The sequence below is a fragment of the Pseudomonas sp. IT-P395 genome, from assembly GCF_949767675.1.
Taxonomy (GTDB): Bacteria; Pseudomonadota; Gammaproteobacteria; order Pseudomonadales; family Pseudomonadaceae; genus Aquipseudomonas.
The window spans coordinates 51405-68677 of the sequence record NZ_CATKPW010000012.1 but is presented as its reverse complement, the minus strand read 5'-3'; the positions used below and the strand labels follow the sequence as shown (position 1 = coordinate 68677).

At 60.0% G+C, this 17273-nt stretch carries 15 protein-coding genes; 8 read left to right on the top strand and 7 right to left on the bottom strand.

Features of this window, described 5'->3' with window-relative positions:
* Positions 1 to 22: 22 nt before the first annotated feature.
* From flgJ to ACM6IN_RS12120, 6 genes are all read right to left on the bottom strand, one after another.
* Positions 23 to 1315, bottom strand: coding sequence for a flagellar assembly peptidoglycan hydrolase FlgJ (gene flgJ, locus ACM6IN_RS12145; protein WP_414916114.1), 1293 nt, complete (start codon positions 1313 to 1315; stop codon positions 23 to 25).
* Between the two features lie 11 nt (positions 1316 to 1326).
* The gene (locus ACM6IN_RS12140) at positions 1327 to 2415 is read right to left on the bottom strand and encodes a flagellar basal body P-ring protein FlgI (protein WP_042704956.1); all 1089 of its coding nucleotides are present in this window, start codon (positions 2413 to 2415) and stop codon (positions 1327 to 1329) included.
* A 27-nt stretch (positions 2416 to 2442) separates the two neighbouring features.
* Positions 2443 to 3138 carry a flagellar basal body L-ring protein FlgH gene (gene flgH / locus ACM6IN_RS12135; protein ID WP_007920116.1) on the bottom strand — a complete coding sequence of 232 codons (696 nt, stop codon included), beginning with the start codon at positions 3136 to 3138 and terminating at the stop codon, positions 2443 to 2445.
* Positions 3139 to 3190: 52 nt separating this feature from the next.
* Positions 3191 to 3976 carry a flagellar basal-body rod protein FlgG gene (gene flgG / locus ACM6IN_RS12130; protein ID WP_007920118.1) on the bottom strand — a complete coding sequence of 262 codons (786 nt, stop codon included), beginning with the start codon at positions 3974 to 3976 and terminating at the stop codon, positions 3191 to 3193.
* 45 nt (positions 3977 to 4021) lie between these two features.
* Complete coding sequence (locus tag ACM6IN_RS12125) at positions 4022 to 4762, bottom strand: flagellar basal body rod protein FlgF (RefSeq protein WP_007920119.1); 741 nt, start codon at positions 4760 to 4762, stop codon at positions 4022 to 4024.
* A 288-nt stretch (positions 4763 to 5050) separates the two neighbouring features.
* Positions 5051 to 6613 (bottom strand): sigma-54-dependent phenylalanine hydroxylase transcriptional regulator PhhR, encoded by a 1563-nt coding sequence (locus ACM6IN_RS12120; protein ID WP_007920121.1) that lies wholly within the window; start codon positions 6611 to 6613, stop codon positions 5051 to 5053.
* Between the two features lie 373 nt (positions 6614 to 6986).
* On the opposite strand from ACM6IN_RS12120, the gene phhA reads away from it, so the two are divergent.
* The 6 genes from phhA (at position 6987) to ACM6IN_RS12090 (ending at position 11399) form a co-directional block, all read left to right on the top strand.
* Entirely contained in the window at positions 6987 to 7778 is a 792-nt protein-coding gene (gene phhA, locus ACM6IN_RS12115) for a phenylalanine 4-monooxygenase (protein ID WP_007920123.1), read from the top strand.
* Positions 7779 to 7895: 117 nt separating this feature from the next.
* Positions 7896 to 8252, top strand: coding sequence for a 4a-hydroxytetrahydrobiopterin dehydratase (locus ACM6IN_RS12110; RefSeq protein ID WP_003222798.1), 357 nt, complete (start codon positions 7896 to 7898; stop codon positions 8250 to 8252).
* Complete coding sequence (locus ACM6IN_RS12105; RefSeq protein WP_095114166.1) at positions 8252 to 9445, top strand: amino acid aminotransferase; 1194 nt, start codon at positions 8252 to 8254, stop codon at positions 9443 to 9445. The genes ACM6IN_RS12110 and ACM6IN_RS12105 overlap by 1 nt, the downstream gene beginning before the upstream one ends.
* A 267-nt stretch (positions 9446 to 9712) precedes the next feature.
* On the top strand, positions 9713 to 9844 hold the full coding sequence (locus tag ACM6IN_RS12100; RefSeq protein WP_016987951.1) for a hypothetical protein: 132 nt from the start codon (positions 9713 to 9715) through the stop codon (positions 9842 to 9844).
* A 70-nt stretch (positions 9845 to 9914) separates the two neighbouring features.
* Positions 9915 to 10097, top strand: a complete 183-nt coding sequence (locus tag ACM6IN_RS12095) for a hypothetical protein (RefSeq protein WP_414916133.1) — start codon at positions 9915 to 9917, stop codon at positions 10095 to 10097.
* A gap of 114 nt (positions 10098 to 10211) precedes the next feature.
* Entirely contained in the window at positions 10212 to 11399 is a 1188-nt protein-coding gene (locus ACM6IN_RS12090) for an MFS transporter (RefSeq protein ID WP_414916132.1), read from the top strand.
* Here ACM6IN_RS12090 and arfB read toward each other — a convergent pair.
* The gene (gene arfB, locus ACM6IN_RS12085) at positions 11396 to 11809 is read right to left on the bottom strand and encodes an alternative ribosome rescue aminoacyl-tRNA hydrolase ArfB (protein ID WP_007920134.1); all 414 of its coding nucleotides are present in this window, start codon (positions 11807 to 11809) and stop codon (positions 11396 to 11398) included. The genes ACM6IN_RS12090 and arfB overlap by 4 nt on opposite strands.
* Positions 11810 to 12264: 455 nt before the next feature.
* Between arfB and ACM6IN_RS12080 the strand changes: the two genes are divergently transcribed.
* Both ACM6IN_RS12080 and ACM6IN_RS12075 read left to right on the top strand, forming a co-directional pair.
* The gene (locus ACM6IN_RS12080) at positions 12265 to 12528 is read left to right on the top strand and encodes a PAAR domain-containing protein (RefSeq protein ID WP_007920142.1); all 264 of its coding nucleotides are present in this window, start codon (positions 12265 to 12267) and stop codon (positions 12526 to 12528) included.
* Between the two features lie 115 nt (positions 12529 to 12643).
* Positions 12644 to 17269, top strand: a complete 4626-nt coding sequence (locus ACM6IN_RS12075) for an RHS repeat-associated core domain-containing protein (RefSeq protein WP_414916113.1) — start codon at positions 12644 to 12646, stop codon at positions 17267 to 17269.
* Positions 17270 to 17273 lie beyond the last annotated feature (4 nt).

Below are 17273 nucleotides of genomic sequence, written 5' to 3'. Positions count from 1 at the left end.
TTCAGACCTTATACCTTGTGCCTTATAAAGGCGTGGTGGATACACCCGCCGCAGCGTAGTTTTGGAAACTGTTCATCTGCTTGGCTATCTGCGAAATCTTGCTTGCGTAGTTCGGGTCGGTGGCGTAACCGGCCTTTTGCAACTCGCGTACAAACTGTTCTGGGTTATCGGCAGACTTCACGACATCTTGATAGCGATTATTGCTCTGCAGCAAAGTCACCAGATCGTGGAAGCTGTCCTTGTACGAGGCGTAGGAACGGAACTCGGCCGTCTCCTTGACCATCTCGCCATTACGGAACTCGCTGGTGATCGCGCGGGCCGAATCGCCCTTCCAGTTGCTGCTCGCCTTGATGCCGAACAGGTTGTGGCTGCTGCTGCCATCCTGGGCGCGCATGACCGACTTGCCCCAACCGGTTTCCAGCGCCGCTTGCGCCACCAGATAACGCGGATCGACGCCGATGCGGTCGGCCGCTTCCTTGGCCATCGGCAGCATGGTGTTGACGAATTCGTCGGCGGAACTGAAGGCTTTCTTCGCCGGCGCCAACGGGATCTGCGCCATGGCGCGACCGTAAATCTGCATCTGCCCGCCGGAGGCTTTTTCGCCCTCGGCGCGTGCCAGCCAGTCGCCGTTGTACAGCGGGCCGGCGCCAGTGGTGGCCGCGGTAGTCGCGCGTTGCGGCAATTGCGTGGCCACTGCCGGCGTAGCCGATGGCACCAGGCCTGCGAGCAAACGATCGGCCAGTTTCGGTGGCAGAGCCAGACGACGCTGATTGATCAGTTCCATGTCATTGCGATGAGCCAGTTGCGTGTTCGGCGCGCTCACCGAACGCGAAGCCCACAACGGACGCTCGCCATTGAGCCGCGACAATGGACCGTTGGTAGCAACGGTGCCAGCGGCAACCGGTGTGACCACGGCCGCAGCTTTCGCCTTGGCCTCTTCCTGCTTGGCGGCGGACGCGACCGCAGCCTCACCCGGCGCCAGCGGTTTGTTCTTCGACATCTGCCGCATCAGCACGTCGGCCAGACCGATACCACCGCCCTCGCGGGACATGGAAACGGCCAGTTGCTGGTCGTACATTTCCTGATACTGCTTGGCCGCCGGCGTGTTCAGCGGGTTGTCTTCACCCAAGGCGTTGGTCGCCGAGCGCATCGACTTAAGCATCTCGCCGAGGAACAGCGATTCGAATTCCTGCGCCACTTTGCGCAGGTTCGCATCGCTGTTCTTGTCGCCGACCTTGAGCTGGTTCAGGCGATTGAGGTCCGAGTAGGAACCCGAATCGCTACTGCTGACCAGACCGCTTTTGCGCATATCCATAAGGGTTGGCCTCAGATCACGATCAGGTCGGCTTGCAACGCGCCGGCCTGCTTCAAGGCTTCGAGAATGGCCATCAAGTCACCCGGTGCCGCGCCGACCTGGTTCACCGCCCGCACGATCTCGTCGAGGGTGGTGCCCGGGCCGAACTTGAACATCGGTTTGGCTTCCTGCTCGGCATTCACCCGCGAGCGCGGTACGACAGCGGTCTGGCCATTGGATAGCGGGCCGGGCTGGCTGACAATCGGATCTTCGGTGATGGTCACGGTCAGGCTGCCGTGGGTCACGGCGGCTGGCGACACTTTCACGTTCTGGCCGATGACGATGGTACCGGTACGCGAGTTGATGATGACTTTCGCCACCGCCTGACCCGGATCGACTTCGAGGTTTTCCAGGATCGACAAGTAGTCGACGCGCTGGCTTGGATCGAGCGGTGCGGTGACGCGGATCGAACCACCGTCGATGGCTTGCGCAACGCCAGGGCCGAGCATGTCGTTGATCTTGTCGACGATACGTTTGGCGGTGGTGAAGTCGGAACGGTTGAGGTTCAGCGTCAGGCTGTTGCCCTGGTTGAAACCGCTCGGCACCGAGCGCTCTACCGAGGCACCGCCCGGAATGCGACCGGCCGACGGAACGTTGACGGTGATCTTCGATCCGTCACGGCCCTCTGCGTCGAAACCGCCGACCACGAGGTTACCCTGAGCAACTGCGTAGACGTTGCCGTCGATACCCTTGAGCGGGGTCAGCAACAGCGTACCGCCGCGCAAGCTCTTGGAGTTACCGATCGAGGACACGGTAATGTCGACCTGCTGACCGGGCTTGGCGAACGCCGGCAAGTCGGCACTGATCGACACCGCCGCGACGTTTTTCAACTGCACGTTGCCCGATCCCGGCGGCACTTTGATGCCGAACTGCGAGAGCATGTTGTTGAAGGTCTGCAGGGTGAACGGGGTTTGCGTCGTCTGGTCGCCGGTGCCGTTAAGCCCGACCACCAGGCCGTAACCGATCAACTGGTTGGAACGCACGCCGGAAATGCTGGCGATATCTTTCAGCCGCTCGGCGTGGGCACCAAAAGCGGCGGACATCAGGGTCGCCGCCAGCATGAAGCTTTTCAGATTCAACGTAGCCACCTAGAAAGGGAACAGCGGGCTGAGGAAGAAACGGTCGAACCAGCCTGGCTGACTCGTATCGGCAAATGCGCCGGTACCCGAGTAGGTGATGCGTGCATCGGCGACCCGGGTCGACGACACGGTGTTGTCCGTGGCGATGTCATCGGCGCGCACCAGACCGGCGATGCGCACCAGTTCGTCACCGGTGTTCAGCGTCAGCCACTTCTCGCCGCGCACGGCGATGATGCCGTTGGGCAGCACGTCAGCGACGGTTACGGTGATCGAACCGGTCAGGCTGTTGCTCTGCCCGGACTTGGCGTCGCCCTTGGTCGAACGGTCAGCGCTATAGCCGGCGTTCAGACTCAGGTCACCGCCACCAATCGGGTTGTTGGTGGTCAGGCTGGAGCCGAACAACGAAGTCAGACCGACACTGTTATCGCTGTTCTTGTCCATCTGCGAGTTGGCGTTCTTGCTCGCCTGTGTGCGCTCGTTCAGGGTGATGGTGATGATGTCACCGACCCGGAAAGCCTTGCGATCGCTGTACAGGTTCTGCTCGAAGCCAGCCTGATAAATCGAGCCGTTGTTGGCCGCAGCCGGCAACGGTGTACGCGGCAACACCGGGGCGTAGTAAGGGTCATTGGGCTTGGGCGTCGGGGCGACGCAGCCCGCGAGCGAGACGACCCCACTCAATGCCAGAACAGATACAAAGCGATTCATGACCCTACCTCACGGTGTTGCAGGCGACCTCATGGCCGCCTCATAGACTTGATTACAGATTCTGCGTTACGAACGAGAGCATCTGGTCAGCGGTGGAGATCACCTTGGAGTTCATCTCGTAAGCGCGCTGAGTGGTGATCATGTTGACCATCTCTTCAACGGTGCTGACGTTGGAGGTTTCCAGGGTGTTCTGCAGGGTCGTACCGAAACCGGCCAGACCCGGGGTGCCGACTTGCGGCGCGCCGGAAGCGGCAGTTTCCAGGAACAGGTTGTTGCCAACGGCTTGCAGACCGGCCGGGTTGATGAAGTCGGCGGTTTGCAGATTGCCGATCACCTGCGACGCAGCGTTGCCAGCAACCGTGATGGACACGGTGCCGTCACGGCCGACAGTGAAGGTCTGGGCATCGTTCGGAATGACGATGGCCGGTTCCAGAGCGAAACCACTGGCGTTAACAATCTGGCCATTGGAATCGAGGTGGAAGGTACCGTCACGGGTGTACGACGTGGTGCCGTCCGGCTGCAGAATCTGGAAGAAACCGCGACCGTCGATGGCCATGTCCAGCGGCTGCTCGGTGGTTTGCAGGCTGCCGGCGGTGAAGTTTTTCTGGGTGCCGACAATGCGCACACCGGTACCCAGTTGCAGACCCGACGGCAGTTCGCTGTCCTGGGTCGACTGGGCGCCTGGTTGACGCTTGATCTGATAGAGCAAGTCCTGGAACTCGGCGCGATCACGTTTGAAACCCGTGGTCGACACGTTTGCCAGGTTGTTGGAAATGGTGGTCAGGTTGGTGTCCTGGGCGGACAGACCGGTTTTGGCAACCCATAGAGCCGGAAGCATTCGATTCTCCTCGTGCGCCTGTTTTACGGCGCGACGTTCTGATAATTAGCTGATCTGCAAGACCCGAGCCATGGCCTGGTCGTCGTCTTTGGCGGTGTTCATCATTTTGACGTGCAACTCGAACTGCTTGGCCAAGGCCAGCACCGAGGTCATCTCTTCAACGGCGTTGACGTTGCTCGACTCAAGGAAACCCGACACCAGCTTGACGTTGGCATCGGCCGGCGCAGGCTGGCCGTCCTTGGTGTAGATCGAGCCGTCGAGGCCCTTGTTCATGTTCTTGATGTCCGGGTTGACCAGTTTGATCCGGTCGACTTCCGCCATGACGCGCGGGCCTTCGCCCATCGCACGAATACTGATGGTGCCGTCTTCACCGACTTCGATCTGCTGCTCGGGCGGCACGGCGATCGGACCGCCGTTGCCGATCACCGGCATGCCGTTGCCGGCGCGCAGCACGCCGAGGGCGTCGACGTTGAGGCTGCCGGTGCGCACGTAGCTTTCGCCGCCGTTCGGGTTCTGCACGGCAATGAAACCGTTGCCGGTCACCGCGACGTCGAGGTCGCGGCCGGTCTGCACCAGCGAGCCCGGGGTGAAGTCGGTGGCGGGCCGTTCGCTCATGGCAAACGCACGCGCCGGAAAGCTGTCACCGAACACCGGCATCGAACGCGCCTGCTCCAGGTCGCGCTGAAAACCGTTGGTGGAGATGTTCGCCAGGTTGTTGGCATGCGCCTTTTGCGCCAGCGCATTCTGGCTGGCGCCGGTCATTGCCACATAAAGGTACTTGTCCACACTCTTTCCTCTGCATGCCGGACGTTTGCCGCCCACCGCTGTACTGCTGAGCCATAAGCAATTTGCAGACCAACTTTTTTCTGGCGCACAAAGGCCCGGTAAACAAAGGACTTGAGGGATGGCGAGAGGAAATTTGAAATGTATCGAAGTCGAAAAACCGGCGGTGTTATGCCGCTTGGCGGCAAAAGATCAAAAGATCAAAAGATCAAAAGATCGCAGCGTGCCGCAGCTCCTACATTTGAAATGCGTATTCCTGTAGGAGCTGCCGAAGGCTGCGATCTTTTGATCTTAAGCTTCGGGATCTTTGCCGACCTCATATTCACGCAGCTTGTTGGCAATCGTGGTGTGCGAAACCCCCAGCCGCTTACCCAACTGCCGACTGCTCGGATGCTCGGAATACAGCCGCTCCAGCACTGCTTTCTCGAAGCGCCCGACAATCTCGTCCAGCCCACCCTCCAGCGAGAAATCGCCAAGCGGCTGACGCACGCCGTAATCCGGCAGACGAATATGCTCAGCTTTCACCGTGCCGCCGTCGCACAGCGAAACCGCCTGGAACAACACGTTCTCCAGTTGCCGCACGTTGCCCGGCCAGTGGTAATGACTGAGGCGATCCATCGCCGCCGGCGCCAGTTTCGGCAGCGAGCAGCCGATCTGCCGACTGGCCTGATCAAGAAAATGCTCTACCAGTGGGGTTAACCCGTCGAGGCATTCGCGCAGCGGCGGGATGTGCAAGGAGAGCACGTTCAAGCGGTGATACAAATCCTGGCGAAACTCGCCCCGTGCGCACAGCTCAGACAAGTCCACCTGGGTGGCGCAGATCACCCGCACATCCAGATAAACCTCTTCATCACTGCCGACCCGGCGGAAGCAACCGTCCTGCAGAAAACGCAGCAACTTCACCTGCAAGCGCGGACTCATTTCACCGACACCGTCGAGAAACAGCGTGCCGCCCGCGGTCAATTCCAATAGCCCAAGCTTGCCCTCAGCGCGCGCGCCTTCGAACGCACCCGGGCCATAACCGAACAACTCGGTCTCGGCCATCGACTCGGGCAGGCCGGCGCAGTTAAGCGCCATCAACGGCGACTGCCCGCGCGGACTGGCGAGGTGGCAGGCACGCGCCAGCAACTCCTTACCGGTGCCGGTTTCGCCTTCAATCAATAGCGGCGCATCCAGTGGTGCCATACGCCGCGCTTCCCGCACCACGGCGGCCATGACTTTCGAACTCTGGAAGATGCTGTCGAAGCCACGCAACTCTTGCTTGCGCACGTTGTAGATGCGCTCGCCAACGCGGTCGGCGCGATGCAAGGTCAGCACGGCACCGGCCATCGCTTCACTGTCGTCGTGCTCCGATTGCAGCGGTGCGATGTCGGCGAGAAAGATGTCGCCCTTGACCTTGACCCGCATGCCATTGATTCGCGATTTATTCGCGCGCACCAGTTCCGGCAAGTCGAAATCTTCGGCGTAACGCGAAAGCGGAATCCCCGGCACCTCGTCCACGCGCACACCGAGCAACTGCGCCGCCGCGCGGTTGGCGGCGACGATCGAGCCGCCCATGTCGATCGACAACACCGGAAACTCCAGTGCGCCGAGCAGCGCATTCAACTCCATGTGCCGCCGCTCGCTGGGCATCAGCCCTACCCGCTTGACGCCAAACACCCCGGCGATCGCTTCGAACTTGGGGCGCAGCGCTTGAAACTGAATATTGATCAGGTTCGGACAGTGCAGGTAGATCGCATTGCCATGCTCGCCACCGACCTCGCCGCGCGCGACGTTGATCCCATAGGCAACCAGCAGGTTGAGAATGTCGCGCAGGATGCCGATGCGGTTCTGGCAGTGGACTTTGATGCGCATATAAATCGCCCGAATAAACGATGAGAAACCTGTAGGAGTGAGCCTGCTCGCGATGGCTTTGGGTCAGTTGATATTGATGCTGACTGATACACCGCTATCGCGAGCAGGCTCATTCCTACAGGGGACCGCGCCAGACTTTTCTATGGTGGCACGCAGATAGTTGTCAAGATTATGTGACAGCCATCGGCCTTTTCAAACCCGTGAATCACCGTAAAAGCGAGATATCCGTCAAACCGTAACGATAACTTTACGAATTAGAGAGAAATTTCCTACGCGCAGGCCATTCAACCTGCTGCACATCAACCCGCTCTCAGGTAATTCTGAATCCATCGCTGGACATAACAAGAACGAATTCCCCTAGCAGGAGAGCAGTATGAAGCAGACGCAATACGTGGCCCGCGAGCCCGATGCGCAAGGTTTTATCGACTACCCCGCCGAAGAACATGCGGTGTGGAACACGCTGATCACTCGCCAGCTAAAAGTGATCGAAGGGCGTGCCTGCCAGGAATACCTGGACGGTATCGAAAAACTCGGTCTGCCCCACGACCGCATTCCGCAACTCGGCGAGATCAACAAGGTGCTCGGCGAGACCACCGGTTGGCAGGTCGCCCGCGTTCCGGCGCTGATCCCCTTCCAGACGTTTTTTGAACTGCTGGCCAGCAAGCAATTTCCGGTCGCTACATTCATTCGTACCCGCGAAGAGCTGGACTACCTGCAAGAGCCGGATATTTTCCACGAGATCTTTGGTCACTGCCCGCTGCTGACCAACCCGTATTTCGCCGAATTCACCCACACCTACGGCAAACTCGGTTTGCAGGCCACCAAGGAAGAACGCGTTTATCTAGCGCGTCTGTACTGGATGACCATCGAGTTCGGCCTGGTCGACACCCCGCAAGGCAAACGCATCTACGGTGGCGGCATCCTGTCTTCACCCAAAGAAACCGTTTACTCGCTGTCGGACGAGCCTGAGCATCAAGCCTTCGATCCGCTCGAAGCCATGCGCACGCCGTATCGCATCGACATCCTGCAACCGCTGTACTTTGTCCTGCCGAACCTCAAGCGTCTGTTCGATGTGGCCCATGAAGACATCATGGCCATGGTTCGCCAAGGCATGCAGCTGGGTCTGCACGCACCGAAATTTCCGCCGAAACCGAAAGCCGCGTGAACCGCGACTTTTGCTGACAATTGAGCCTGTCAGTCGCCGCCACTTTGGTTTAGCGTGACGGCATTGACAGCTCAAACGCTTTAATAAAAAAAACACACTCGATTTCAGGAATACACCATGTCGACTTTGAACCAAGCCCACTGCGAAGCCTGCCGCGCCGATGCGCCACAAGTCAGCGACGAAGAACTGCCGATCCTGATCAAGCAGATCCCTGACTGGAACATCGAAGTGCGCGACAGCATCATGCAACTGGAGAAGGTCTTCCTGTTCAAGAACTTCAAACACGCACTGGCCTTCACCAACGCTGTCGGCGAGATCTCCGAGGCCGAAGGTCATCACCCGGGCCTGCTGACCGAGTGGGGCAAAGTCACTGTGACCTGGTGGAGCCACTCGATCAAAGGTCTGCACCGCAACGACTTCATCATGGCCGCGCGTACTGACGAAGTGGCCAAGACTGCAGAAGGACGCAAGTAATGCATTTTGACGCCATCGGCCGGGTACCCGGCGACCCGATCCTCGGCTTGATGGAGGCGTATGCGCAGGACAGCAACCCGCGCAAATTCGACTTGGGCGTTGGCGTCTACAAGGACGCTCAGGGCCTGACGCCGATCCCGGAAGCGGTGAAAATCGCCGAAGCGCGGCTGGTCGAAAGCCAGGACACCAAGACCTACATCGGTGGCCACGGCAACCCGCTGTTCGGCAAAGTCATCAATGAGCTGGTGCTCGGCGCCGACTCGAAGCTGATCGCCGAACAGCGTGCCGGCGCTACTCAGACCCCGGGCGGCACCGGTGCCCTGCGTCTGGCCGCCGACTTCATCGCCCAATGCCTGCCGGGCAAAGGCGTGTGGCTGAGCAACCCGACCTGGCCGATCCACGAAACCATTTTCGCCACGGCCGGGGTCAAGGTCAGTCACTACCCATACGTGGGCAGCGACAACCGCCTCGACGTCGAAGCCATGCTCGCGGTGCTCAACGAAGTGCCGAAAGGTGATGTGGTACTGCTGCACGCGTGCTGCCACAACCCGACCGGTTTCGATTTGAATCATGACGACTGGCAGCGTGTACTGGACGTGGTGCGCAGGCGCGATCTGCTGCCACTGATCGACTTTGCCTACCAAGGCTTTGGCGACGGTCTGGAGCAGGATGCGTGGTCGACCCGCTTGTTCGCGGCAGAAGTGCCCGAGCTGCTGATCACCAGTTCCTGCTCGAAGAACTTCGGCCTGTACCGCGACCGTACCGGTGCGCTGATCGTCTGCGCGAAAACCGCCGACAAGCTCATCGACATCCGCAGCCAACTGGCCAACATCGCTCGCAACCTGTGGTCGACGCCACCGGATCACGGTGCGGCAGTGGTCGCGACCATCCTCGCCGATCCAGAGCTGAAAGCCCGCTGGGCCGATGAAGTGGAAGCCATGCGTCTGCGTATTGCGCAACTGCGCAGCGGCTTGGTCGAAGCGCTGGAGCCACACGGCTTGCGCGAGCGCTTTGCGCACATTGGCGTGCAGCGCGGGATGTTCTCTTACACCGGCCTGTCACCGGAGCAAGTGAAACAACTGCGTGAGCACCACAGCGTGTACATGGTCAGCTCGGGCCGGGCGAACGTCGCCGGTATCGACGCTACGCGCCTCGCCTTGCTGGCCGAAGCCATCGCCAACGTCTGCAAATAATCCCTCCCATTGCTCGCTCCCACGCTCCGCGTGGGAATGCAGCCCGGGACGCTCTGCGTCCCAACAGCGGACGCAGAGCGTCCATTGAGGCATTCCCACGCAGAGCGTTGGAACGATCAATCTCTCGTCTGGGCCTCCCCTGCGGCCATCTGTCGCATTAATTTGAATTAAAAGTCTGATTGTCATTTTTCCTGCTGTATCCTTCGCAGGCTTTCTAAAAGCGCGGATCTACCAGATCTATCAACAGACTTAGCGAGGAGCGCAACCATGCACGAGATTCCTAATCTCCCCTTCCCAAGCCTGCACGTACCTGAGCAGACGACCACGCAACAAGCCGGCGCGGGGCAACCCGAGCCGAAAGAAGCCGTTGAGAGCCGCCCGGCCGACAACGAAGAGTAAGACCCGTCGTACAGACCGTGTGGAAAGCGCTAACATGCGCTTTCCACACTGCCTGAACCCCGAGCCCGCCATGACCGACGAATTCTCCGAAAGCCAAGCTGCCGTACTGATCGGCGCGACCGAGAAAATGATCGAGATCTGGAACCGTCTCTCGCCCGAGAAACAAGCCGCCCTGCTCGCCCGTTTCGGCACAGAGGAAAACGCCCTGGCCGCGCTGGTCACCACACAACTGGTTGCCCCGGCCAAATCCTGAAGCGTCCACCCGGCAAATAGTTTTACTTTTCCCGCCCCAGAACCGTCCACGTCGGTATCATAAGCAGCCTATCTAATCTGCCGCTCCCGTGGATCGTTACCCATGTCGTCCTCTATGCCAGAACCCCAGCGCCCCCTGGCGGTTACGCTGCAAGTCGTTTCCATCGTCCTCTTCACCTTTATCGGTTACCTGAACATCGGCATTCCGCTCGCGGTGTTGCCGGGCTATGTCCACAGTGACCTGGGCTTTGGTGCGGTGATCGCCGGCCTGGTGATCAGTGTGCAATACCTCGCCACCCTGCTCAGCCGTCCGTATGCTGGCAAGATCATCGACAACCAGGGCAGCAAACGCGCGGTGATGATTGGCCTCGCCGGGTGTGGCTTGAGCGGTGTGTTCATGCTGATTTCGGCGTGGACACCGAGCATGCCGATGCTCAGTTTGATCAGTCTGTTGATCGGTCGACTGGTGCTGGGCAGCGCGGAAAGCCTCGTCGGCTCCGGCTCGATCGGCTGGGGCATCGGTCGGGTCGGCGCAGGAAATACCGCCAAGGTGATTTCCTGGAATGGTATCGCCAGTTATGGCGCACTCGCGGTCGGCGCACCGTTCGGCGTGTGGCTGGTCAGCCAGTTGGGTCTGTGGAGCATGGGCGTCAGCATCATCCTGCTCGCCGCGCTGGGCCTGTTGCTGGCCTGGCCGAAAACGCCGGCACCGATTGTCGCCGGCGAGCGTCTGCCGTTCATGCATGTGCTCGGTAAAGTGTTTCCCCATGGCTGCGGTCTGGCGCTGGGCTCGATCGGCTTCGGCACCATCGCCACCTTCATCACCCTGTATTACGCGACTCAACATTGGGACAACGCCGTGTTGTGCCTGAGCCTGTTCGGCGCCAGCTTCATCGGCGCGCGGCTGTTGTTCGGCAACCTGATCAACCGCCTCGGCGGCTTTCGCGTGGCGATTGCCTGTTTGTCGGTGGAAACCCTTGGTCTGCTGCTGTTGTGGCTGGCGCCGGACGCGCACTGGGCGCTGGCCGGTGCGGCGTTGAGCGGGTTTGGTTTCTCGCTGGTGTTCCCGGCGCTGGGTGTGGAAGCGGTGAATCTGGTGCCCGCATCCAGCCGTGGCGCAGCGGTCGGCGCCTATTCGCTGTTCATCGACTTGTCGCTAGGGATCACCGGGCCGCTGGCCGGGGCGATTGCGGCAGGCTTCGGTTTTGCGTCCATCTTCCTGTTCGCCGCCCTCGCCGCGCTAAGCGGATTGGCACTGAGCGTGTATCTGTACAAGCACACCGCCAAGTATCGCGAAGACTAGAAGTCCACTTTGCCGCGCCCGGCCTTGATGCTGCCGCGCTTGGTTTTCGATTCGAGCCGACGCTTCTTTGAGCCGAGGGTCGGCTTGGTCGGGCGGCGTTTCTTTTCGACTTTGGTGGCGCTGAGAATCAGCTCGACCAGACGCTCCAGCGCATCGGCGCGGTTGGCTTCCTGCGTGCGGTATTGCTGGGCCTTGATGATCAGCACGCCATCGCTGGTGATGCGACTGTCACGCAGCGCCAGCAGCCGCTCCTTGTAGAACTCGGGCAAGGACGAGGCCGGAATGTCGAAGCGCAAGTGCATGGCGCTGGAGACCTTGTTGACGTTCTGCCCACCGGCGCCTTGCGCGCGGATGGCGGTCAGTTCGATCTCGGCATCCGGCAGATGCACGTTGTTGGAAATCACCAGCATGGAAAAGCGTCCGTAATCAGAACCCGCAGGATACCGCGAAACAGACCTCGAACCTGCTGAAGATCCACTGCCGGCCTTCCCCTGTTCGCGATGAAGCCAAAGCAATCGCCATCGATTTGTCAGAAATCAATCAGCCGCCCAACTGCGCAACTTCTTGCGCACCTGTCGTCAAAAAAACGCCCGTCAATAGTCTCCAGTCCATGTCACACGGGCCCTGTAGCCGAGTGCGCAAGAAGTTGCACAGCACTGCGCAACTTCTTGCGCACTTTGAGACGGTTTCCCCAGCAAAAATCGATTTATCCCGCAGTCATCCGGCGCAAACCCTTGCTGCGTAATGGCCATATAGTGGCTGGCACGGATTTTGATATCAAATCGGCATTAACGCCTGCTGAACGCAGGCAGGAAAGACAGGATTGCTCGCCGAGCCAGCCATCCTCGGTCAAAGGAATGACGCAATGAAAGACGCAATTCGCTTGGGCGACTCCACCACTCACGGTGGCAAAGTCCTCGAAGCCTTCTCCCGCACCGACCTCAACGGCAAGCCGATTGCCGGGGTCGGGCACAAGGTCAGCTGCCCGTTGTGCAAAGGGGTTTTCCCGATTGCCGAGGGCAGCAGCACCTACACCGTCGATGGCACACCCATCGCACTGGACGGCATGAAAACCGCCTGCGGCGCCGCACTGATCGCCAGTGGCCCGAAAGGCGCTGTCGTCAGCTAATCCCGTTTTTGACTTTGATGCGTACCTCTGAGAGGCGGCTTTTTCTCGCCCGCTCGTTGAGGTCTTCAATTTTTGCCCGCGAAGCCCGGACCTTGTCGCCGGGTGAGATGACGTAATGACCACTGAAACTGCTGTCGCAAAACGTGAGCCCCAAGCTGCCATCGTTCCACTCAATGCCATCGACGTTCAGGACGTCGCCAGCAGTGCAGCGGCTTTCGATGCCTGGCTGCAATCCGCCACCGATGGTGTGGTTACGCTTGACCGGATCAAGAACTACGCCGGTTTCTTGCCGGTGGTCGGCAACATCATGGCACTGGTCGATGCGCTGAGTGACATCGTCACCCTGTCGGACGCCAAGCAACGCGACTTGCTCACGTGGGCCAGCCTTGGCATCAACCTGATTGGCGTATTGCCTTTGCCGCCGTCGATGGCGGCGGCGCGCATGACCCTGCGGCCGACGCTGTTTCTGGTACGTCAGGAGATGAGGGCCAGCGGCAAGTTGTTGCTCAGCACTTCCGTGATCGAGGTGCTGGTCGGTCACCTGAACGCCTCGATCATCGGCACCCTCGATGACTTTGTTGAGCAAGCCAAAGGCAAGTTACCGGGGATTCTGGCGGACGCTGGCAAGCTCGGCGAACAAATCATCAACGAGATTGCCACCGGTATCGAAACAACGGCCCTTGGCCGGTTTGATGCCAAGGGTGATCTGGAGGAAGCCAGCGCAAGAGCAAGCGTCGGGCGCGGCCAACTGCTCAACGACCCCCTCGCGACGGCCGACAACTTTTTAGCGGCTGCCAACAGCGCCTTGAAAGCGGCAGGCAAGGGCCTGGCCAACAGCGTCGCGCAGAATCTGGTGTCGACCAAGCTCCAGACACAGATCACCACCGAGACCGGCAAACTGCGCGCGATGGGCCCGGAACTGCGCACGCAGTTGAGCAAGCTCGACGATAAAAATGTGCAGAACTCCATCGGCTGGCTGCTGCAGATCCTCTCCAGCGCCGTGACCCTGTGGCGCAAGCGCAATGCCCATGGCCAGAACGCCGCGGTCCATACGGAGAAGACCGGTAAGGCCACCCACACTGCAGCGGAAGGCGAATTGGGTGTTAACAACAAGCAAGCCCCAGCGAAAAGCGCGCCCAATCCAGAGAAAGGTCCCTGTGACTGCGCCACGCCATACAGCATCAATTTCGCCCTGGGTTCGGAAAGCCTCAGCCATACCGATTTCAGCCTGCCCGGCCCCTTCCCGATCGAATGGACGCGCACCTACAACTCGCGCCTCGAAGCCTACGATCAGAGCGAACTCGGCGCTCGCTGGATCAGCGAATTCACCACACGTTTCGACTGCGTGGACGATGGCCTGACGTTCTACAGCGCCGACGGCCGCGACCACAGCTATCCGTTGCCTAAAGTCGGCCTGTTCCACTACGACGCCATCGAAAACATCACCCTGGTCCGCAACAGCGAAGATCAACTGCTGCTGTGCCGTGGTTTCGAGCGCAAGGAAACCTACGTCCGCCGTGGCCAGCGCTTTGTGCTGAGCAATATCTCGCTGCGTAACGGCGCCGGAGTGATGCTGCATTACGAGCATCGTCACGGCGAACACTCGGTGCTCTCGGATCTGATCACCTATCAGGAAAACGACTTCACCAAAGTCCATTTGCACCTCGGCACGATGATCGACGATCACGGCCGGTTTATCGGCCTTTGGCAGATCGTTGACGGCGAACCACTGCGCCAGCTCTGCGCCTACCAGTACGACGCCTATGGCGACCTGATTCAGGCGCAGGACGAGAACGGTGCAGTCTGGTCGTATCAGTTCCAGCATCACCTGATCACCCGCTACACCGACCGCACCGGGCGCGGCATGAACCTGCAGTGGGATGGTCAGAGCGCCAAGGCCAAAGCCGTGCGCGAATGGGCCGACGACGGCAGTTTCGACACGCGCCTGGAGTGGGACGAGAACATTCGTCTGACCTACGTCACCGACGCGCTCGGCAACGATACTTGGCACTACTACGACATCCTTGGCTACACCTACCGCATCCGTTACGCCGATGAACGTTCGGAATGGTTCTTCCGCGACGAAGCGAAGAACATCGTGCGCCGCGTCAATGCCGACGGCAGCACCGATCGCTACAGCTACGATGAGCGCAGCAACCTGCTCGAACACATCCGCGCCGATCACACGGTGATGCATTACGCCTACGATGATCAGGACCTGCTGATCAAGATCAGCGATGCCGAAGGCGGTCAGTGGCAGCGCGCCTATGACGATCAAGGCAACCTGGTCGAAGCGCTCGATCCGCTGGGCAACAAAACCGAATACGCCTACAACAAGACCGGCCAGCCCACCGCGATCAAGGACGCCAACGGCAACGAAAAAACCCTCGACTACAACGACGCCGGGCAACTGGTCGAGTACGTCGATTGCTCGGGCAAGACCAGCACGTGGGAATACAACGAACTGGGGCAGATGATCTGCTTCACCGACGCTGCCAGCAACGCCACCGAATACGAATACAAGGCCGGCCAATTGGTGTTGATCAAGCACCCGGACAAGACCGAAGAGCGCTTTGAGCGCGACGCCGAAGGTCGGTTGTTGGCGCACGTTGATGGACTTGATCGTTGCACCACGTGGAGCTACAGCGCCGCCGGTTTGATCGCCGAACGCATCGACGCAGCCGAACAAACCCTGCGCTATCGCTGGGACCGTCTCGGACGGTTAACGGCTTTGGAAAACGAAAACGAACAACGCGCGCACTTCCACTACGACCCGGTCGGTCGTCTGCTCGAAGAGCGCGGTTTCGACGGCCGCAGCACGCGCTATCAGTACGACCCACTCACCGGCCGCCTCGCGCAATCGATCAATGGCCAACGCGTCATCTCTTTGAGCTTCGACCCGATGGGCCGCTTGACCGAGCGTCGCGCCACTCTGGGCGACCAGTCGCAAAGCGAAACCTTTGCCTACGATGGCAACGGCAACCTGGTGCTGGCCGACAACGCCGACAGCCGCCTGCAATGGTTCCATGACCCGGCCGGCAATCTGCTGCGCGAGCACCAGCATTACCTCGGACTGGAAAAACCCACCGTCGCGATCTGGCAACACGAGTACGACGTGCTCAACCAACGAGTCGCCAGCGTGCGCCCCGACGGCCACCGCGTCAGCTGGCTGACGTACGGCAGCGGCCACCTGCTCGGCTTGCGCCTGGATGAGCACGAACTGATCGGCTACGAACGCGACGACCTGCACCGCGAAGTCGCCCGCCATCAAGGCAACCACCTGCTGCAAACCCAGAGCTGGGACCCGGCCGGCCGTTTGCAGGAACAGTTGCTGGGACGCAGCGACGACAAATCCACCCTGCTCAAACGCGAGTACAGCTACGACGCCGCCGGCCAACTGACCGACATCAACGACAGCCGCCGCGGGCCGCTCGCCTATCGCTACGATCCGGTCGGCCGACTGCTCAGCGCCACCACACGTCAAGGCGTGGAAACCTTCGCCTTCGACCCGGCCGGCAACCTGCTCGACGACAAAGCGACAGAAATTCGCCGCCCACTGGACCTGACCCCACCACGCAGCAAACTGGTCGACAACCTGCTGCGCGAATACGCCGGCACCCACTACGAATACGACGAACGCGGCAACCAGATCCAGCGCTGGCACAACGGCCAACGCAGCGACCTGCGCTGGGACCTGTTTGATCGACTGGTGCATTTCGAAGACCCGCGCCTAAGCGTGGATTTCGCCTACGACGCACTGGGACGCCGCCTGCACAAAAACTCCCGCGCGCATTACAAACAGCGTCCTGAAGCCGGCTCTCTCTGGAACAGAAACGAGCACGCCCGCAAACAGCGTGAACTCGGCTGCGGTTTCACCTTGTATGGTTGGGATGGCGACAACCTCGCGTGGGAAAGCAGCCCGGCACAAAGCGATGGCGAGCCCGGCCGCACGGTGCACTACGTCTTCGAACCGGGCACTTTTGTCCCTGTGGCACAGGCTGTGCGGCACGCGCCGATCGATCTGATTGGGCTGCCGGATTACAGCGGTGACTACAGCCTCGATGACGACCCGGTGTGGAATCACAAGGCAACGGCATTACCGTTTGATGCGTTGGCCTGGTATCAGTGTGATCACCTCGGCACGCCGCAGGAATTGACGGACTCGCAAGGCAACATGGCGTGGACCGCGCAGTACAAGGCGTGGGGGCAGGTGACGGAGCAGCGTTCGGAATGGGCGCGGCAGCATGGCGTGATGAACCCGATACGGTTCCAGGGGCAGTATCACGATCATGAGACGGGGCTGCATTACAACCGGCATCGGTACTATGATCCGGGGGTTGGGCGGTTCATCAGTAAGGACCCAATAAGTTATGAGGGTGGCATAAATATTTATCAGTATGCCCCGAATCCTATGGGGTGGGTCGATCCTTTAGGATTGGCAGCCCACAGAGGACGTATTCAAGCTCAAGGTGCCAAGCTTGAAGAGTCTGTCGCATGGAACCAAGATACGCCTCTGACCGCTAGCGACGCTAAGAAAAAGCTTGAGGAGTTGAAAGGAAAACTCAATAAAAAAGACCTCGCAGCCCGACAGGATGCATTCAAGAAGGCGGACAAATATATTGACAATGCGGCTAAGTGCGGCGGAGCGGATGCGCATATCAGTCAGACGTTCAAGGTAAAAGATACCAAAAGTGAGCGCGTTGATATCGAAGTAATTACTGGCAAAGCATTTGTGGAGTAGGGAA